Source organism: Lentzea sp. NBRC 102530 (genome assembly GCF_030269365.1).
GTDB lineage: Bacteria > Actinomycetota > Actinomycetes > Mycobacteriales > Pseudonocardiaceae > Lentzea.
Genome location: NZ_BSTF01000020.1, coordinates 107,470 through 126,895 on the forward strand (window position 1 = coordinate 107,470; position 19,426 = coordinate 126,895).

Annotated in this window: 13 protein-coding genes; 12 read left to right on the forward strand and 1 reads right to left on the reverse strand. The window is 69.4% G+C overall.

The genetic code is table 11. The annotated features are described in order from the left end of the window. Window positions 1-2: 2 nt before the first annotated feature. From gcl to QSK25_RS38715, 11 genes are all read left to right on the forward strand, one after another. Entirely contained in the window at window positions 3-1,703 is a 1,701-nt protein-coding gene (gene gcl / locus QSK25_RS38665; RefSeq protein WP_285645849.1) for a glyoxylate carboligase, read from the forward strand. Further along, window positions 1,700-2,704 (forward strand): glycerate kinase family protein, encoded by a 1,005-nt coding sequence (locus tag QSK25_RS38670; protein WP_285645851.1) that lies wholly within the window; start codon window positions 1,700-1,702, stop codon window positions 2,702-2,704. The genes gcl and QSK25_RS38670 overlap by 4 nt, the downstream gene beginning before the upstream one ends. A gap of 5 nt (window positions 2,705-2,709) precedes the next feature. Continuing rightward, complete coding sequence (gene allB / locus QSK25_RS38675) at window positions 2,710-3,999, forward strand: allantoinase AllB (protein ID WP_285645853.1); 1,290 nt, start codon at window positions 2,710-2,712, stop codon at window positions 3,997-3,999. Continuing rightward, window positions 3,996-4,988 (forward strand): allantoicase, encoded by a 993-nt coding sequence (gene alc, locus QSK25_RS38680; RefSeq protein WP_285645855.1) that lies wholly within the window; start codon window positions 3,996-3,998, stop codon window positions 4,986-4,988. The genes allB and alc overlap by 4 nt, the downstream gene beginning before the upstream one ends. Before the next feature lie 45 nt (window positions 4,989-5,033). Next, window positions 5,034-6,581 carry an alpha/beta hydrolase gene (locus tag QSK25_RS38685; protein ID WP_285645856.1) on the forward strand — a complete coding sequence of 516 codons (1,548 nt, stop codon included), beginning with the start codon at window positions 5,034-5,036 and terminating at the stop codon, window positions 6,579-6,581. Between the two features lie 11 nt (window positions 6,582-6,592). Then, window positions 6,593-8,116: an alpha/beta hydrolase gene (locus QSK25_RS38690; RefSeq protein ID WP_285645857.1), complete on the forward strand. Its 1,524-nt coding sequence runs from the start codon at window positions 6,593-6,595 to the stop codon at window positions 8,114-8,116. A gap of 249 nt (window positions 8,117-8,365) precedes the next feature. Beyond that, the gene (locus tag QSK25_RS38695; protein WP_285645859.1) at window positions 8,366-9,709 is read left to right on the forward strand and encodes an ammonium transporter; all 1,344 of its coding nucleotides are present in this window, start codon (window positions 8,366-8,368) and stop codon (window positions 9,707-9,709) included. Further along, window positions 9,706-10,044, forward strand: a complete 339-nt coding sequence (locus QSK25_RS38700; RefSeq protein WP_253323279.1) for a P-II family nitrogen regulator — start codon at window positions 9,706-9,708, stop codon at window positions 10,042-10,044. The genes QSK25_RS38695 and QSK25_RS38700 overlap by 4 nt, the downstream gene beginning before the upstream one ends. Window positions 10,045-10,062: 18 nt before the next feature. Continuing rightward, window positions 10,063-12,387 carry a [protein-PII] uridylyltransferase gene (locus tag QSK25_RS38705; protein WP_285645863.1) on the forward strand — a complete coding sequence of 775 codons (2,325 nt, stop codon included), beginning with the start codon at window positions 10,063-10,065 and terminating at the stop codon, window positions 12,385-12,387. Window positions 12,388-12,999: 612 nt separating this feature from the next. Further along, window positions 13,000-13,560 carry an AAA family ATPase gene (locus QSK25_RS38710; protein WP_285645864.1) on the forward strand — a complete coding sequence of 187 codons (561 nt, stop codon included), beginning with the start codon at window positions 13,000-13,002 and terminating at the stop codon, window positions 13,558-13,560. Beyond that, window positions 13,557-14,171 carry an HAD family hydrolase gene (locus QSK25_RS38715; RefSeq protein WP_285645865.1) on the forward strand — a complete coding sequence of 205 codons (615 nt, stop codon included), beginning with the start codon at window positions 13,557-13,559 and terminating at the stop codon, window positions 14,169-14,171. The genes QSK25_RS38710 and QSK25_RS38715 overlap by 4 nt, the downstream gene beginning before the upstream one ends. On the opposite strand, the gene QSK25_RS38720 is transcribed toward QSK25_RS38715, so the two are convergent. Further along, complete coding sequence (locus QSK25_RS38720) at window positions 14,164-17,802, reverse strand: nSTAND1 domain-containing NTPase (protein ID WP_285645866.1); 3,639 nt, start codon at window positions 17,800-17,802, stop codon at window positions 14,164-14,166. The two genes, QSK25_RS38715 and QSK25_RS38720, sit on opposite strands and share 8 nt — an antisense overlap. 71 nt (window positions 17,803-17,873) lie before the next feature. Here QSK25_RS38720 and ffh point away from each other — a divergent pair, with 71 nt between their 5' ends. Further along, on the forward strand, window positions 17,874-19,424 hold the full coding sequence (gene ffh, locus QSK25_RS38725) for a signal recognition particle protein (RefSeq protein WP_285645867.1): 1,551 nt from the start codon (window positions 17,874-17,876) through the stop codon (window positions 19,422-19,424). Window positions 19,425-19,426: the final 2 nt, after the last annotated feature.

Consider the following 19,426-nt stretch of genomic DNA (forward strand, 5'->3'; position numbering starts at 1 on the left):
ACATGCCGAAGGTCCCCGTCATGCAGGCGGTCGTCGAGGTCCTCAAGTCCGAGGGCATCGACGTCGTGTTCGGCTGCCCCGGCGCCGCGATCCTCCCGCTGTACAAGGCGATGGAGGAAGACGGCGGCATCGAGCACCTGATCGTCCGGCACGAGGAGGGCGCCACGCACATGGCCGACGGCTGGTCGCGCACGACCGGCAACGTCGGCGTCGCGATCGGCACCTCCGGCCCGGCCGGCACGAACATGATCACCGGCCTCTACACCGCGCAGGCCGACTCCGTGCCGATCCTGTGCATCACCGGCCAGGCCGCGGTCTCCAAGCTGCACCAGGAGGCGTTCCAGGCCGTCGACATCGTCTCGATCGCCGCCCCCGTCACGAAGTGGGCGGTGCAGGTCAAGGAAGCCGCGCAGATGCCGTGGATCTTCCGCGAGGCGTTCCGGATCGCCCGTTCCGGACGGCCGGGCCCGGTGCTGATCGACCTGCCGATCGACGTGCAGAAGCAGGAGATCGAGTGGGACTCCACGATCGACGAACCGTTGCCGGTGCCGAAGAGCGCTCCGAGTGACGCACGGGTCGAGCGCGCGTTGGAGCTGCTGCTCGCCGCCGAACGCCCACTGCTGCTCGCCGGTGGCGGTGTCATTCTCGGCGAGGCGTCGGATGAGCTGCTGGAGCTGGCCGAGTTCCTGCAGATCCCGATCCAGGCGACCCTGATGGGCAAGGGCGCGATCGACGAGGACCACCCGCTGTACGCGGGCATGACCGGCATCCAGACCTCACAGCGCTACGGCAACGCGTCGTTCCTGGAGTCCGACCTGGTGCTGGCGCTGGGCGCGCGTTTCGGCGACCGGCACACCGGCGATCTCGCCACCTACCGGGGTGACCGCAAGTTCATCCACGTCGACGTCGAGCCGACGCAGATCGGCAAGGTCTTCGGCCCCGACCTCGGCATCGTCGCCGACACCAAGCTGTTCCTGAAGGCCCTGCTGGACAAGGCGAAGCAGCACGGACCCCGGGAGCAGGGCGGCTGGGTCGAGCGGTGCCAGGAGCTCAAGCGCACGCTGCTGCGGCGCGAGGACTTCGACACCGTGCCGGTCAAGGCGCCGCGGGTGTTCAAGGAGATCAACGAGTTCTACGGCCCGGACACCTACTTCGTCACGGCCATCGGGCTCTACCAGATCTGGTCCGGCCAGCACCAGAAGGCGCACAAGCCGCGCCACTACCAGGTCTGCGGCCAGGCGGGACCGCTCGGCTGGGAGATCCCGGCGGCCATCGGCGTGAAGAAGGCGAGGCCGGACGCCGAGGTCGTCGGGGTCGTCGGCGACTACTCGTTCCAGTTCCTCGTGGAGGAACTCGCGGTCGGCGCCCAGTACGACGTGCCGTTCGTGCTGATCATGCTGAACAACGAGTACCTCGGCCTGATCCGGATGGCCGAGGACCACGGCGGCTACGACATGAAGTACGAGGTCGACATCCACTACGACACCACGGGCTCGGACAACGTGAAGATCATGGAGGCCTACGGCTGCTCCGGCATCCGGGTCGCCGATCCGGGCGAGATCCGCGCCTCGCTGGAGTGGGCGCGCAAGGAAGCGGACCGGACGAGCCGCCCGGTCCTCGTGGAGATCATGATCGAACGCGAGGGCAACACCGCGAACGGCACCTCGATCGCCGCGATGAAGGAATTCGAGCCCATCCCGTGAGTCACGTGATCGTCGCGCCGGACAAGTTCAAGGGATCGCTCACCGCCCCGCAGGTCGCCGCCGCCGTCGCGCGCGGCCTGCGGGAGGCGGCCCCGGACGTGGACGTGCGCCTGCTCCCGGTGGCCGACGGCGGCGACGGCACCGTCGACGCCGCCGTCGCCGCCGGGTTCCTCAAGGTCGGGCGCTGGGTCACCGGACCGGTCGGCAAGCCGGTGCCCGCGTCGTTCGCCGTGCAGGACGGGACCGCGGTGGTCGAGGTGGCCTCGGCGGCCGGGCTGACGTTGCTGGAGCGGCCCGCGCCGCTCGACGCCACCAGCCGCGGAGTCGGTGAGCTGCTGAAAGCCGCGCTGGACGTCGGCTGCACCACGATCGTGCTCGGCCTGGGCGGCAGCGCCTGCACGGACGGCGGCGCGGGCATGCTGGAGGCGCTCGGCTCGACGTCGTTCGACGGCGTCGACCTGGTGCTCGCCTCGGACGTGGACAACCCGCTGCTCGGCCCGTCCGGCGCGGCCGCGGTCTACGGACCGCAGAAGGGCGCGTCACCCGAGCAGGTGGAGGTCCTCGAACGCCGGCTCAGCGCGTTCGCCGACCTGATCGGGCCCGAGCACGCCGAACGCCCCGGCGCGGGTGCGGCGGGCGGCATCGGGTTCGCGGCCCTCGCGGTGCTGGGTGCGCGGTTCCGGCCGGGCATCGAGGTGGTGCTGGAACTCGCGGGCTTCGCCGAGGCCGTCCGGGACGCGTCGCTGGTGATCACCGGCGAGGGGTCGCTGGACGCCCAGACCAGGCACGGCAAGGCGCCGTACGGCGTGGTCAGGGCCTCGGGCGACGTGCCGGTGGTCGCGGTGGCGGGGCAGTGCTCGGTCGAACCCGGTGACCTGGGGTTGAAGGCCGCCTACGCGCTGTCGGACGTCGAACCGGACCTCACCCGGTGCATGGTGCGGGCCGAACCCCTGCTGGAGGTTCTCGGCGGTCGCATCGCACGCGACTGGGTGTCACAGTGAGTGGCATGGACCTGGTGTTCCGCGGCCGCAGGGTCGTCACCCCGCAGGGCGAGATCGCGTGCGACGTCGGTGTCGCCGGCGGCAGGATCGTCGCCGTCGAGCCGCACATCGACTCGCCGAACGTCGTGCACCTCGCCGACGACGAGGTGTTGCTGCCGGGCCTCGTCGACACCCACGTGCACGTCAACGACCCTGGTCGCAGCGAGTGGGAGGGCTTCGAGACGGCGACGCGCGCGGCCGCGGCCGGGGGCGTCACGACGATCATCGACATGCCTCTCAACAGCATCCCGCCGACGGTCGAGGTGGCGGCGCTGGAGATCAAGCGCAAGGCGGCGGCCACCGTCTCGGTGGACGTCGGGTTCTGGGGTGGCATCGTCCCCGGCAACCTCGCCGACCTGAAGCCGTTGCACGAGGCCGGCGTCTTCGGCTTCAAGTGCTTCCTGCTGCACTCGGGTGTGGACGAGTTCCCGGCGGTCACCACCACCGAACTCGAAACGGCGCTAAGGCAACTGGCGACGCTCGACGCGTTGACGATCGTGCACGCCGAGGACGCGCACACGGTCCGTGAGTCCGAACCGGACTACCCGGGCTTCCTCGCGTCACGGCCGCGTGAGGCCGAGAACAAGGCGATCAGCGACGTGGTCGAGCTGACCCGACGCACCGGCGCGCGCACGCACGTCCTGCACCTCTCGTCGTCGGACGCGCTCTCCATCCTGGAGGCCGCCAAGCGCGAGAGCCTGCCGATCAGCGCCGAGACCTGCCCGCACTACCTCACGTTCACCGCCGAGGAGATCCACGACGGGCAGACGGAGTTCAAGTGCTGCCCACCCATCCGGGAGGCGGAGAACCGCGAGGCGTTGTGGCAGGGCCTGCGCGACGGCGTGATCGACCTGGTCGTGAGCGACCACTCGCCGAGCACGGTGGAGCTCAAGGCAGGCGACTTCGCCACGGCGTGGGGCGGCATCGCGTCGCTCCAGCTCGGCCTGCCGGCGGTGTGGACGGGCGCGCGCGACCGCGGGTTCCAGCTCACCGACGTCGTCCGCTGGATGGCGACGCACCCGGCCCGGCAGGTCGGGCTGGAGTCCAAGGGCGCCATCGAGGTCGGCAAGGACGCGGACCTCGTGGTCTTCGCACCGGACGAGACCTTCGTGGTGGACAAGGACGAGCTCCACCACCGCAACCCCGTCACGCCGTACCACGGACGCTCGCTGCACGGCGTCGTCCGGCAAACGTGGTTGCGTGGCAAGGAGATCAGCTCAACCCAAGGCAAGTTGCTCAGAAGAGGAGAAGCATGACGGAGTGGACCCGGCTGCCCGATCTCGCCTCGCGCGCGGTCGGAGGTGGTGTGGTCTGGGCGAACGACGAGTTGTTCGCCGAGCGGGAGAACCTGATCAAGCCCGCCGAGCCGGTCTACCAGACCTACACCTTCGGCCACAAAGGCCAGGTCTACGACGGCTGGGAGACCCGGCGGCGCCGTGAGGCGGGCGTCGACCAGGCCGTGATCAGGCTCGGCATGCCCGGCGTGGTGCGCGGGGTCGTCGTCGACACGGCGTTCTTCAAGGGCAACTACCCGCCGTTCTGCTGGGTCGAGGGCGCCCAGGTCGACGGCTACCCGTCCGCCGAGGAGATCACCGACTGGTTCCCGCTGGTCGAACGCACGGCGTTGAAGGGCGACGAGAAGCACTTCTTCGACGTGCGCGAAGGCCGTCGCGTCACGCACGTACGGCTGACGATCGACCCCGACGGCGGTGTGGCACGTCTGCGCGTGCACGGCGAACCGTTGGCGGACCCGCGTCTGCTCGTGGGCGGTGTCGACCTCGCCGCGCTGGAGAACGGCGCGGTCGTCACCGGGTGCAGCAACATGTTCTACAGCTCGCCCAACAACCTCATCGCCCCTGGCCAGGCCACGGTCATGGGGGAGGGCTGGGAAACCGCGCGCCGCCGTGACGACGGCAACGACTGGGTGTCGTTGCGGCTCGCCGCACCGGGCGTCGTGCAGCTCGTGGAACTCGACACCAGCCATTTCAAGGGCAACGCGCCGGGCTGGGCGTCCGTTCGCGGCTGCGACGAGCGCACGGACCCGGACGCCTGGTTCGACCTGCTCCCGCGCACCCGGCTGCAGCCCGACACGCGGCACAGGTTCGTCGTGGACCCGAAGGAGGCCACGGCCGTGCGCCTCGACATCTACCCGGACGGTGGCATGGCCCGGTTGCGGGTCTTCGGCACGTTGACCGCGGACGGCGTGTCACACCTTGAGAAGGTCTGGACCAATACGACGCGCTGATGTCACGGTCTTCCTCCCTGAATCTTTCGCATCGGGAGGAAATCCATGCGGGCAAGCGTTTTCGGCGCTGTGCTGGCGAGTGCCGCGGTGGTGCTGGGCAGCGCCCAGGTCGCCGTCGCGGCACCGGACAGACCGGGGTTCGAGGTCGGCTCGATCGCCTGGCGGCCTTGCGCCGAGGCTCCGGCGATCGAGTGCGGCTTCCTCGAGTTACCCGTGGACCACGCGCGGCCGCGCGGGGAGAAGTTCCAGCTCGCCGTGTCGCGGCGCAAGGCGGGTGACCCGTCCCGGCGGATCGGCGCGATGATCATCAACCCCGGTGGTCCGGGAGGGTCGGGCGTCGAGTTCTCGTTCCGGGCCGAGGGGTTCTTCAGCAAGGAGATCACCGACCGGTTCGACGTCATCGGGTTCGACCCGCGCGGTGTCGCGAGGTCCGCGCCGATCCGGTGCTCGGCGGACGTGCTGGCGAAGCGGCCGTCGCTCTACCCGCAGAGCAGGGCCGAGTTCGAGCGGCTCGTCGCGTTCAACCAGGAGTTGCGCGCCGACTGCCGCAAGGTCTCCGGCGCGCTCTTCGACCACGTGTCGACGACGGACGTCGCGCACGACATCGACCTGATCCGCCGCGCACTCGGTGAGCGGAAGATCAACTGGTTCGGCGTCTCGTACGGCACGTTCATGGGCCAGCAGTACGCCGAGCTCTACGGCCGCAACCTCCGCGCGATGGTCAGCGACTCCACCGTGGACCACAGCCTCGGCACCTGGCAGTTCGCCGCGACGCTCTCGCGCGGTGTCGAGGACGTGTTCGCCGAGTGGGTCAAGTGGAACGACCGCGACCCCGCGTCGCCGTTCCACGGCCAGGACCTCCGCCGGATCTGGAAGGACCTGCTCGCCAGGGCCGATCGCGGCGAGCTGAAGGACCCGCTGGGCAACGTGATCACGGCCGAGGCGCTCGGCGCCGGAGTGCAGGGCATGGGCTACTACCCGGACTGGAAGTGGTTCGCCGACGACATCGCCGCGCTGGTCAACGGCGTTCCGGCGACCCGGTCGTTCGGCAAGTCCGAACTGGTGAACTACCCGGAACCGGCGGTCTTCTGCGACGACTGGAACGTGCGCATCGGCTCGTGGAGCGAGTACCAGGCCATCAACGCCATGAACGTCCGGCTGTCGCCGAACACCCGCGGCAACGCGCTCGGTCATTTCTTCCTCGCGTCGTGCGCGGGCTATCCCAAGGCCTCGAACCCGCAGCGGCCGTTGAACATCAAGCACGCGCCGAAGTTCCTCATGACGAACTCGCTGCACGACCCGGCGACGGTCTACGAGTGGGCGGTCAACGCGCACCGGCAGACTCGCGACACCTCGGTGTTGGTGACCTACGAAGGCTCGGGGCACACCGTCTACGACCGCAGCGAATGCACCCGGAAGATCAACGACGACTACCTGTTGTCGCTGAAACTGCCGCGTACCGGAACTCGTTGCGCCGAAACGGCTAAACCCAGCGTGGTTGTACGACTACAGGCTGATTCTGTTCCCTACCGAGGTCGGTTGTCCGTCTCACCGGGCGGTGGAAGCGTTCCCTCCGCAAGTTCGGGGATCTAGGGAGGAAATCCATGCAACCGACGGTGCGTGCCTTCGCGGCCGCCCTCGCGAGTTCTGCATTGGTGTTGGGCGCGACCCAGATCGCGTCCGCCGCTCCTGAGGGGCAGGGGCAGCCTGAGTTCAAGGTCGGATCGGTCGACTGGAAGCCGTGTGCGGAGGTGCCGACGGTCGAGTGCGGCTTCCTCGAGCTGCCGATCGACTACGCGAAGCCGAAGGGCGAGAAGTTCCAGCTCGCCGTGTCCCGCAGAAAGGCCACCGACCAGTCGAAGCGCATCGGCGCGATGGTCATCAACCCGGGTGGTCCCGGTGGGTCCGGCGTCGACTTCTCGATGTACGCCGACCGCTACTTCAGCAAGGAAATCTCCGACAAGTTCGACATCATCGGGTTCGACCCGCGTGGTGTGGCGCGCAGTGCGCCGATCAAGTGCTCGGCCGAGGTGCTCCAGCGCCAGCCGTCCGACTACCCGAAGACGCGCGAGGAGTTCGACGAGCTCGTCGCGTTCAACAAGGAACTGCGCGCCGACTGCCGCAAGGTCTCCGGCGCGATCTTCGACCACGCCTCGACGCGCGACGTCGCGAACGACATCGACTCGATCCGTCGCGCGCTCGGCGAGAAGAAGATCAACTACTACGGCGTCTCGTACGGCACGATCATGGGCCAGCACTACGCCGAGCAGTACGGCAGGAACATCCGCGCGATGATCATCGACTCCAACATGGACCACAGCCTCGGCACGTGGAAGTTCCTGGAGACCGAGGCGCGCGGTGCCGAGGACGTCTTCGACGAGTGGGTCAAGTGGAACGACCGCGACGCCTCGTCGCCGTTCCACGGCCAGGACCTCCGCAAGATCTGGAAGGACCTGCTCGCCAAGGCCGACCGCGGTGAGCTCAAGGACGAGAACGGCCGCGTCATCACCGCCGAGAACCTCGGTGGCGGCGTCGTGGGCATGGGCTACGGCCCGGCCTGGAAGCCGTTCGCCGACTACGTCGCGACGCTCGTCAACGGCGCTCCGGCGCCGGCCAGGTTCGCCGCGGGTGAGACGTTCGAGAACCCGTTCGCGGGCATCTTCTGCAACGACTACAACCTCCGCGTCGGCTCGTGGGGCGAGTACCAGGCGCTCAACAACATGGAGAACCGCGTCGCGCCGAACACCCGCGGCTCGTCGCTCGGCCACGGCGCCATGATGGGCTGCGTCGGGTTCCCGAAGGCCACGAACCCGCAGCGGCCGCTCAACATCAAGCACGCGCCGAAGATCCTGCTGACCAACGCCAAGCACGACCCGGCGACGGTCTACGAGTGGGCGGTCAACGCCCACCGCCAGTCGCGTGACACCACGGTCTTCGTGACCTACGAAGGCTGGGGCCACGGCGTCTACGACCGCAGCGAGTGCACGCTGAAGATCAACGACGAGTACCTGGTGTCGTTGAAGCTGCCGCGCAACGGCACGCGTTGTGCCGCCGTCGAGCCGCCTGCTCAGCAGGTCATGTCCGCGGACGCCAAGCCGGCGCCCGTTGGTCCGTTCTCGGTCCGCTAGCACAGGTCAGCAGCCATGCCCCCGGTGTGTTCGCCGGGGGCATGGTGCTGCGCCGCGGCCATCACGACGCGCGTGGACCCGGGGTAGTCGGTTTGTGCCCGTGAGGTGGCCGAATCGTGACCGTGAACGCCGTGAAACGCGGACGTAACACCGTCGGACCCTTAGTTCACCTCCGCGAAACGTTGGGCGCGGACGGGTGAAACAGGACATCTCGATGCTCCCTGCAACCGACGTGCAGTGGAGGTCGAAGTGGATACAGGGGACACCGCCTGGGTGCTCACCAGCGCCGCCTTGGTGCTGCTGATGACGCCGGGCCTTGCCTTCTTCTACGGAGGCATGGTCCGTTCGAAGAGCGTGCTCAACATGATGATGATGAGCCTGGGCGCGATGGCCGTGGTCGGTGTCCTGTGGGTGCTGTACGGGTACTCGACGGCATTCGGCGCGGACCTCGGTGGAGGCCTGCTCGGCAAGCCGTTCGAGTTCTTCGGCCTCGACGGGCTGCTGGGCGCGGACTCGTTGTTCGGCAAGATCCCCACGACGGCGTTCGTGGCGTTCCAGGCCATGTTCGCGATCATCACGGTCGCGCTGATCTCCGGCGCCATCGCTGACCGCGCCCGGTTCGGCCCGTGGCTGCTGTTCGCGGGTCTGTGGGCGACCATCGTGTACTTCCCGGTCGCGCACTGGGTGTTCGACTTCGACGGCAAGGACGAGGCCGGCAACGTCATCGACCCCGGTGGCTGGATCGCCAACAAGCTCCTCGCGATCGACTTCGCCGGTGGCACCGCGGTGCACATCAACGCCGGTGCGGCGGGTCTCGCGCTCGCGATCGTGCTCGGCAAGCGCGTCGGCTGGCCGAAGGAGCCCATGAAGCCGCACAGCCTGCCGCTGGTCGTGCTCGGCGCCGGTCTGCTGTGGTTCGGCTGGTTCGGCTTCAACGCCGGTTCCGCCCTGGGCGCCAACGGCACCGCGGGCGTCACGTTCGTCAACACCATCGTCGCCACCTGCGCCGCGATGCTCGGCTGGCTGCTGACCGAGCGCATCCGCGACGGCAAGGCCACCACCCTCGGTGCCGCGTCGGGCATCATCGCCGGTCTGGTCGCCATCACGCCCGCCTGCTCCGCGGTCACCCCGATCGGCGCCATCGCGATCGGCGCGATCACCGGTGTGCTGTGCGCGCTGGCCGTGTCGCTCAAGTACCGCTTCGGCTTCGACGACTCGCTCGACGTCGTCGGCGTGCACCTCGTCGGTGGTCTGTCCGGCACGATCCTGATCGGCCTGTTCGCCAGCGAGGCGGCCCCGGCCAAGATCAACGGCCTGTTCTACGGCGGCGGCTTCGACCAGTTGTGGCGCCAGGCGGTCGGCGCGTTCGCGGTGCTCGGCTACTCGTTCGTGCTGAGCCTCGCCCTCGGTTACCTGGTGAAGTTCACGGTCGGCTTCCGGGCCACCGAAGAGGCCGAGGTCGCGAGCATCGACGAGTCGGAGCACGCTGAGCGCGCGTACGAGTACGGCAGCCTGACCAGCGCTCGGGGCGTCGGCAAGCCGAGCGTGGCCGCGGGTGCGTCCGCGGTCCTTGAGGGGAGCAACAAGTCATGAAGCTGGTCACCGCGATCATCAAGCCGTTCACGCTCGACGACGTGAAGAGCGCCCTCGAACAGCTCGGGGTGCTGGGCATGACCGTCAGCGAGGTGCAGGGCTACGGCCGCCAGAAGGGCCACACCGAGGTCTACCGCGGTGCGGAGTACTCGGTGGACTTCGTGCCCAAGATCAAGATCGAGGTCGTCATCGACGACACCGCCGTCGAGAAGGTGCTGGAAGCGGTGGTCGAGGCCGCCCGCACCGGCAAGATCGGCGACGGGAAGGTCTGGGTCACTTCGGTCGACACGGTCGTGCGCGTGCGCACGGGCGAACGTGGATCGGACGCGCTTTAACTGCATAGGAGACGGTCCGTGGAGAACAACGAAACGGCCGTCGTCACGGCTGACGACCTGGTGCGAGCACGCGAACGGCTGCTCGTGCCAGGTCGTCGTCGCTTGACCGCCGAACCTCTGCGCGAAGCACTCGTGGACCTGCACGAGTTCTGGCTCACCAAGCACGCGGGGGCAGCCGGGATATCCGGATCGGGTATCGCGCTGGTGGCGGTCGGTGGGCTGGGGCGGCGTGAGCTCGTGCCCTACTCAGACCTCGATCTCGTCCTGGTCCACAACGGCGTCAAGAACGTCGACGAGATCGCCGAGAAGCTCTGGTACCCGCTGTGGAACTCGGGAATCGGCCTCGACCACTCCGTCCGCACGGTCGGCGAGGCCCTGAGAGTCGCCGCAGGAGATCTGCGCACCGCCCTGGGGCTGCTGGACATCCGGCACATCTCGGGCGATCCCGAGGTGACGCAGAAGCTCGCCGACGGCGCGAAGCAGGCGTGGCGCGCCAACGTCCGCAACAGGCTGGACGAGATGGCCGAGTCGGCGCAGAAGCGCTGGGCCCGCAGCGGCGAGATCGCGCACCGCGTCGAACCCGACCTCAAACACGGCCGCGGTGGGTTGCGGGACATCACGATCCTGGACGCGCTGTCGGTCGCACAGGTCGTTGATCGGCCGTCCGCCGATGTGGACGAGGCCCGCCGGTTGTTGTTGGACGTGCGCACCGAACTCCGCCGTGTGGCGCTCAAGCCGCGTGACGTGCTGCGCGCGCAAGACGGCGACGAGGTGGCGTCCGCGCTCGGGCTCGCGGATCGCTTCGCATTGGCCCGTGCGCTGTCCTCCGCCGCACGCACCGTCGTCTACGCGTTCGACGTGGCGATGCGCGGAGCCCGTGCCGCGGCACCGAAACGTGGCCTGGGGGCCTTCCTGCGCGGCCAGCCCGCGCGCAGGCCGTTGGACGAAGGCGTTGTGCTGCACGGGTCCGAGGTGTCTTTGGCCCGTGACGCCATTCCGAGCCGTGATCCGGCGTTGTTGTTGCGTGTGGCGACGGCGGCCGCACGCAGCAAGCACCCGATCGCGAACGGAACGCTGACGCGTCTCGCGGACTCCGCTCCCGAACTGCGCCAACCGTGGCCGCGTGAGGCCCGCGAGGAGCTGCTCGCGTTGCTGGGCAGCGGCAACGGCCTGGTCGACGTCGTGGAGGCGTTGGACCGCACGGGTTTGTGGGGCAGGCTCTTCCCGGAGTGGGGTGCGGTGCGGGACCTGCCGCCCCGCGACGCCGCGCACATGTGGACCGTGGACCGCCATCTGGTCCAGACAGTCGCACACGCAGCCAGGCTCGCTACGACGGTCGCGCGACCGGACCTGCTGCTGCTCGGCGCGTTGATCCACGACATCGGCAAGGGCCGCCAGCAGGACCACTCCGAGGTGGGCGCCGCGCTGGCGACCCAGATCGGCGAACGCATCGGCCTGTGGCCGCAGGACGTCGAAACGCTGTCTATGATGGTCCGCCACCACTTGCTGTTGCCGCACACCGCGACCCGCCGCGACGTCGAAGACGAGGCGACCGTCCACCGCGTGGTGGAAACCCTCGGCGGTGACGCGGTCCTGCTGGAACTGCTGCACGCCCTGGCCGAGTCGGACTCCATCGCCACCGGCCCCGGCGTCTGGACGGACTGGAAGGCCGCGCTCATGGCCGACCTCGTCAAACGCTGCCGCACGGCGATGGCGGGCGAGGCACTGCCCAAACCCGAACCCCTGGACCCCGCCCACGTGCAGATGGCAGAACGCGTAGCGGCGTCGGGAAAGCCCGACGTGCTGCTGGAGAAGCAGGACCACGCGGCCGTCGTGACGGTGCTGGCCCCGGACCGTCCGGGCGTGCTGTCCAAGGCCGCCGGCGTACTGGCCCTCAACTCCCTCGAGGTGCACGCGGCGACGTTGCGCTCGCACGCCGGCGCGACGGTGGACGCGTTCACGGTGTCCCCTCGTTTCGGCTCCCTGCCGGACGCCAAACTCCTGCGCGAACAGCTCACCCGCGCGATCGAGGGCTCCCTGCCCCTGGCGGAGAAGCTGGCCGCCAAGGAACGCGACTACGGCGGCCCACCCCTCGACCCGCCACCGTCGAAGGTCCTCTGGTTCGACGACGAGGCAACCGGCGCGGTGGTGCTCGAACTCCGAGCCGCCGACCGCATCGGCCTGCTGCACCGCGTGGCCGGCGCACTGGAGCAGTGCGGCGTCGACGTGCAGTGGGCGCGCGTGTCGACGCTGGGAGCAACGGTCGTCGACTCGTTCAGCATCGTGGGCGAGGACCTCGACCGGCGCCGGATCGAACGGGCGGTGCTCGACGCGGCCAGGTAGAGGTTGAGTAGCTCTACGCACAACCACTCCGGGTGCTCACGCTCCTGCCCGCCCTGGTGAACCGGCAGGCTTCGTGGTGTCCGGAGAGCGTCTTCGAGGGGTAGACCGCTCACCGGACGGGCAGGCCGGCCGGGGCAAGGCCGGTGGTGGCGGGTGACGGAGCCGGGGGAGGTGTCCGGCCACCCGCCCACCACCGCCGCTCCGGCCGGTGTCACCCACCCAACCCGGCCGCACCACCAGGCCGCCCGTGTGGCACGCACGCGCCGCCGCCGTTCTGGCCGTGTCGTGCCCACGAACGTGCCGCCGCCGCTCTGCTCGTGCCGCTTGACCCTGGGTGCCGCCGTTGCGACCGTGTCGCGCCCACCAGCACGGTGTCGCTGCCGTGGGCCGTGTCGTCCGAACCCACGTGCCGCCGCCGCCCCGGCCGTGCCGAACTGACCGACGCGCCACCGCCTCTCTCCCCGCCACCGCCCCTCTCCCGCCGCGGCACCTCCCACCCCCAAGCGACCGCACCACCCCTGACCGGACCCCTGAATCCAAGAGAACCCTGTGCATTTCGCCCGAAATCGGACCAAACTGAACGAGAAGGATGGTCAAGACGTCTTCTAGGACATGACCGCCGTGCTGAACACGCAGACCGCAGTCGTCCGAGTGCCGAAGCGCTCGCTCGTAGTCCTCGCCGGGATCCCGGGCGCGGGCAAGACGACCCTGCTCAGCCGGCTCGACGCCGACGAACCGGTCACCGTCCTCGACTCCGACCAGGTCCGCACCTGGCTGGAGCCGCGCATCCCGCTCCCGTACAAGTACTGGCGCGTGTTCGTGCACCTCACACACCGCCTACGGGTCTTCTGGTCCGCGCTCTTCTGCGCGGGCCTGCTGGTGGTCCACGAGCCGTCCACCCGCCCGGGCACCAGGTTCATGCTGCTCTGGGCCGGCGTCCTCTCCGGCCGCCGAAGGCACTTCCTGTGGCTCGACGCGTCCGCCGCCCAGGCGCTGGACGGCCAGATCGCCCGCAAGCGCATCGTCCGCACGCACGCGTTCGAGCGGCACGTGCGGCGCGGCACGTCCATGCGCGCGCAGTTCGAGGCGGGCTGGGTGCCGTTCGGATTCAGCGGCGTGACGCTCCTCACCCGTGCGGGAACCTCGGGTGGTCTGCGCATCATGGTGTCGTGATCAAGGCCGTCCTCTTCGACTTCGCGGGCACCCTCTTCGGGCGCCCCACCCACCCGTGGCTGTCGGCGCGGCACCTCGCGGTGCTGCGCGCCCCGGCACCGTTCGTGGCGCGGATGAACGCGGCGGAACGCGCTGTCTGGGACGCCCGCGACCTCACCGCGCTGGCCAACCGCGCCGCCCACTGGACCCTGTTCCGGCTGGCAGGGCTCACGATGACCGACGACGTCTTCCAGCGGCTGCACAACCCGGCGTTCTGGCTGCCGTACGCCGACACGGCCGCGGCGCTCGAGAGAGCCAGGCCGTTGAAGGTGGGTGTCCTGAGCAACGTCTCGTGGGACATCCGGACCCTGTTCCGCCGGGAATCACTGGACGTCGACGCGTTCCTGCTCTCCTACGAGATCGGCGTCTCGAAGCCCTCGCCACGGGCTTTCGAGACCGCCTGCGTGCGGTTCGACGTTAGCCCGGAAGAGTGTTTGTTCGTCGGCGACGACCCGGTCGCCGACGGCGCCGCCGTCAAGGCCGGGCTCCGCTTCGCGCAGATCTCGACGGCCCCGGTCGGCCGCCGCACCCCGGTGCTGCTGGAGGCGCTCGCGCAGCACGGGATCAGCTGAGCCGCAGCCGCGCCTCCCACAGCGGGTCCTCGCCGCCGGACAGCGGGTGCCGGAACCCGTCGGAGACGTTCCAGTACCGCACGGTCCCGTCCAGCGACCCGGTCACGGCCGCGCCGAACGGGGACCACAGCGCGGCGGTCACCGAGTCGTCGTGGCCGATCAACGCCGTGCGCTGGCCGCCCGTGTACGGGTCCCAGACGCGGGCCGTGCGGTCCTTCGACGCGGTCAGCAGGCTGCGGCCGTCCGGAGACCACGCCAAGGCGTTGATCTCGTTCGTGTGGCCGCGCAGCTCACCTATCTCGGTCAGCGAGTCGTCCATCCGCAGCAGCACCACCGTGCCGTCCGTGCACCCTGCCGCCAGGAGGTCCGTGTCCGGGTGCCAGGCGGCGGAGGTGAAGCGCTTGCCCCTGCCGAACGCGCACAGCGTGCGGTCCAGCGAGTTCACCGTGATCAGGTCGTCCTCCCCGGCGACGGCGAACACCCGCCGGTTGCGATGCCACGACACCGCGCGCAGCACACCGGAGTGCCGCGTCCACGCTCCCGGTGGCAGCGGGTCGCCGGACCGGTCGTAGAGCCGCGGCGACCAGTCGCGATCACGGGACACCACGGCCAGCACACCGCCGTCCGACGACCAGCGCACGTCCGTGATCGCGTCCGTCCAGTCGGTCAGCCGCCGCATCTCGGCCGTGAGGCCGTCGGTGATCGAGACCGATCCGTCGGTGCAGCCGATCGCGAGCCGCCCGCCGTCGGCCGACCACGCCAGCGCCTCCGGCCAGCCGTCGTAGAACTTGCCGCCGACGGGGTTGTAGCCGTACCCCGCGAACGGCCTCGGCTCGACGATGAGGTGCCCCACCGTGAGCTCGTCGTGCCGCGGACTCCACGCCAAGGCGCGTACCGGGTGCTCCACGTCGATCGAGTTGTTCTCGTCGGGTTCGGAGCCGATCTTCCACGTGCGGTGCGTGCCGTCGTCGGAGACCGTCGCCAGCCGATCACCCTCGTGCGACCACGCGACGTCGCACACGTCGCGCTGGTGGCCGCGCAGGCACAGCAGGTCGGCGCCGGAGTCGGCGTCCCAGATCCGCACGGTGCCGTCGGCCGACGCCGTGGCGATCCGCGACCCGCCCGGTGACCACGCGACCCGGTGCACCTGGTCGAGGTGCCCGGTCAGGTCCTGTTGCCCGCGCGCGTGGTTCACGACGGCCTTGGCGTCCGGGCCGCCGCTCACGAACACCCTCGGACGCAACGGGTGGAAGCGCACCGACCGCACCGCCGACGACGCCACCTGCACGGTCGTCCGTCGCGGTCCGCCGGGTTTGCGCAGGTCGATCATGCCGTCGTCGCGCGCGCTCGCGACGAGGTTGTTGGACGCGATGTCGGCGTCCCACAGGGGCACCGGGTTGCCGAGCTTGTCGAGGTTCACGATCTCGTCGACGGGGTTGCTGCCGCCGTCGACCTCCCACAGGTAAGCGACGCCGTTCTCGCACGCGACCAGCACGCGGCTGCCGTCCGTGTCGAAGCGCACGGACCGGGGGCGGTGCCGGAGCTTGATCACCCGGATCTCCTGGTGCGTCCACGCCGACCACAGCCGCAGCGTGAGGTCGGTGGCGACGGACGCGATGACGTCGCCCTTGGGGGACCAGGCGACCGAACGCACCCAGCCGGGGCCGTCGCCGTGGCGCTCCCGGCCGTGCGTGAAGACGTGCACGCAGGCGCCCGTTTCCGCGTCCCACAGCCGGACCGTGCCGTCCTTGGAGCCGGTCACGACGGTGGTGTCGTCCGGCGACCAGTCGACGCCCCAGATGCCGTCCTCATGACCCGTGAACGAGCGGTGCAGGTGCGTTGCGGCTATGGCGCGCAACAGACTTCTGCGCCAGCCCGTCAGATCAGGTGCGTGGAGCAGCAACCGCACCGCGTCGTCGTCTCCGGCCAGAGCGCGCAGCACCTCGTCCGGGGTGAGCCGGTCCGACCTGTGCACCTCGTCGTTCATCCGCTGCTGCAACGACTGGCGCAGCAGCTGCATCGCGTTGCCGGAGAAGTGCAGCCCTGCCAACGTTTCCTCGAGTTCGGGCCACCGGTTGTCGTTCGGTGCCAACACGTTCAGCAGTGACGAGAGCCGTGACGGCGCGATGACCTGGTCGGGGTGCTTGACCCAGTCCGCCGCGATGTCCTCCACCTCACGCCGGGCGCGCAGGCCGACGTGGTCGCGTTCCAGCTCCTCCTGCAGCTGCGGCCAGTGCAGGAACAGGCTCTCGTGCGCGACCTCGATGGTCTGACGCGTCGCCGTGAGCACGCGGTTGGTGATGAACGGGTCGAGCAGCCGCCGGTCCTCGGCCGGCACCTCGTCCATCGCGAGCGCGCGACGGGTGAACTTGCCCGACTCGTCCACCGCGACCAGCCTGCGCAACGTCCGCAGCACGCGGCGTTCGGCCTCGTGCAGCGGCGGCCACGAACCGTCCTCGTCGCGCACCAGGTCACGGGCCATCGCGAACGCCTCGTCGGCTTGCCTTCGCAGCACGTCCATCACCCGGCCCGACGCCACGTACTCGGCTCGTGTGATGGGCCTCGGGGTGCGTTTGCCGTCCGGGTTCACGTGCCGCCACAGGTTCTCCAGCGCGAACGCCAACAGGGGCAACGATTCGCGGCTCGCGTCCTCTTGGATCAAACCCAACGCGGAGTCGTCGACGTTCCAGCCGAAGGAACGCAACGGGCCGTTCACGACCATCGGGATTTCCGCCTTGGTCAACGGTGTGACCAGGAAATCGTCGCGCAAGAGAGGGGCGAAGTCTTCGCGGCGCATGAGTTCATCGAGGAAATCAGCGCGAACCGTGTACACGACCCATGCCTCGCCACGGCTTGCTGCCACGAGTCTGCGCACTAAGTCCGCAGACTCGCTCATTAAGAGCTCCTCGGCCTGGTCAAGCACGACCAGTCGTCTGCCCGGTCCTTCGATCTCGGGCAGCACGCCCTGAGACGGCGTCACCGGTCCGATGATCGTCCAGCCCTCGCGGCGCAGGAGAGGGATCAGACCGGCCCGGACCAGCGATGACTTGCCCGCACCGGACGGACCGATGACGGCCATCGCGCCGTGCGTGCGTCGACCGAGCAACGGCTCCGCGAGACGTTGGACGTCGTCGTCGCGTCCGAAGAAGAGGGATGCCTGGTGTTCGTCGAACGCCTTCAAACCGGGGAACGGCGACGAGAGAGGAGCAGCCTTGGTGACGCCCGCGTGTTCCAGGACCTTCAACGCCGTGTCACGCGCCGCGGCCAATGACTCGGGAGAGGTGGCATCGACGCGTTGTGCCTGGAGGTCGTTGAGGACCGCACGATTCTGCGACCGCGCGCTGAAGAACTCGACGCACGGCGAGTGCGGCTTGCGCTCGCGGAAGACCGACGACTCCCAGATGCACCACTCGGAGAACGAGCCCGGCGACGTCACGACGATCAGGGCGTCGGCGCCCAGCAGCTCCCGGCGCAGGCTGTCCTTCCAGGGCAGTGACACGTCGGGTCCGGAACCGGGCGCGGTGTAGGCGTGCACGTCCTCGAAGCCCGCGGCCAGCAGGGCGTCGCGCAGGTACAGCGCGATCTCGCCGCCCTCGTCGTGCCCGTGGTAGCTGAGGAAGATTCGCCCCATGAGCTGCATCCTGCATCACGAGCTGGGGAGGCACACCGGGCCGGACGACGTGAACGGCTAGTCTGGACGACGTGTTCTCCACGCTTTCCGACCGGCTGACCACGGTTCTGCAGGGCCTTCGCGGCAAGGGCAGGCTCAGCGACGCCGACATCGACGCGACCGCCCGCGAGATCAGGGTCGCCCTGCTCGAGGCCGACGTCGCGCTGCCCGTCGTCCGCAACTTCATCGCGAAGGTGAAGGAACGGGCCAAGGGTTCCGAGGTCCACCAGGCGCTGAACCCGGCGCAGCAGGTCGTGAAGATCGTCAACGAGGAGCTCGTCAACGTCCTCGGCGGCGAAACGCGCCGGCTGAACCTGGCCAAGAACCCGCCCTCGGTGATCATGCTGGCGGGTCTGCAGGGTGCCGGTAAGACGACGCTCGCGGGCAAGCTGGCCAAGTGGCTCAAGGGCCAGGGCCACACCCCGCTGCTCGTCGCGGCCGACCTGCAGCGCCCGAACGCCGTCACGCAGCTCCAGGTCGTCGGTGAGCGCGCGGGCGTGCCCGTGTTCGCCCCCGAGCCCGGCAACGGCGTCGGCAACCCCGTCGAGGTCTCGCGCCTCGGCATCGCGGAGGCCAAGGCCAAGCAGCACGACATCGTCCTCGTCGACACGGCCGGCCGGCTCGGTGTCGACGAGGAGATGATGCAGCAGGCCATCGACATCCGGGCCGCGGTGAACCCGGACGAGATCCTGTTCGTGGTCGACGCCATGGTCGGTCAGGACGCGATCAACACCGCCACGGCGTTCCGCGACGGCGTCGGCTTCACCGGTGTCGTGCTCACGAAGCTCGACGGCGACGCCCGCGGTGGTGCGGCGCTGTCGGTCCGCGAGGTCACCGGCCAGCCGATCCTCTTCGCGTCCAACGGCGAGAAGCTCGAGGACTTCGACGTCTTCCACCCCGACCGGATGGCCTCGCGCATCCTCGGCATGGGTGACGTCCTCACGCTCATCGAGCAGGCCGAGCAGCACTTCGACCAGGAGCAGGCCGAGAAGGCCGCCGCGAAGCTGCACACCGGCCAGCTGACGCTGGAGGACTTCCTCGAGCAGATGCTCGCGATCCGCAAGATGGGCCCCATCGCGAACCTGCTCGGCATGCTGCCCGGCGCCGGTCAGATGAAGGACCAGCTCGGCATGCTGGACGAGAAGCACCTCGACCGCATCCAGGCGATCATCCGCGGCATGACCCCGGCCGAGCGCGACGACCCCAAGATCATCAACGGCTCCCGCCGCCTGCGCATCGCGAACGGCTCGGGCGTCAAGGTCAGCGACGTCAACGACCTGGTCACCCGCTTCTTCGAGGCCCGCAAGATGATGGCGTCGATGGCCGGCCGGATGGGCTTCGGCGGCGGTGGCGGCAGCAAGTCGCGCAAGGGCAAGAAGGGGAAGAAGGGCAAGGGCGGACGCGGTCCGACGCCCCCGAAGATGAAGGGCGGCTTCCCGCCCGGCATGTTCCCCGGCGGCATGCCCGGCATGCCCCCCGGCGGAATGCCGAACATCCCCGGTCTCGGCGGTGGCATGAACGAGCTCCCGCCCGGCTTCGACCCGTCGAAGTTCAAGTTCGACGGGGACGACAAGAAGAAGTGACC

Bases quoted from the DNA above. Each gene is read 5' to 3' on its own strand.
- QSK25_RS38690 (WP_285645857.1), top strand. From the start codon at position 6,593: ATGCAACCGACGGTGCGTGCCTTCGCGGCCGCCCTCGCGAGTTCTGCA.
- alc (WP_285645855.1), top strand. From the start codon at position 3,996: ATGACGGAGTGGACCCGGCTGCCCGATCTCGCCTCGCGCGCGGTCGGA.
- gcl (WP_285645849.1), top strand. From the start codon at position 3: ATGCCGAAGGTCCCCGTCATGCAGGCGGTCGTCGAGGTCCTCAAGTCC.
- allB (WP_285645853.1), top strand. From the start codon at position 2,710: ATGGACCTGGTGTTCCGCGGCCGCAGGGTCGTCACCCCGCAGGGCGAG.
- QSK25_RS38700 (WP_253323279.1), top strand. From the start codon at position 9,706: ATGAAGCTGGTCACCGCGATCATCAAGCCGTTCACGCTCGACGACGTG.
- QSK25_RS38720 (WP_285645866.1), bottom strand. From the start codon at position 17,802: ATGGGGCGAATCTTCCTCAGCTACCACGGGCACGACGAGGGCGGCGAG.
- QSK25_RS38685 (WP_285645856.1), top strand. From the start codon at position 5,034: ATGCGGGCAAGCGTTTTCGGCGCTGTGCTGGCGAGTGCCGCGGTGGTG.
- QSK25_RS38710 (WP_285645864.1), top strand. From the start codon at position 13,000: ATGACCGCCGTGCTGAACACGCAGACCGCAGTCGTCCGAGTGCCGAAG.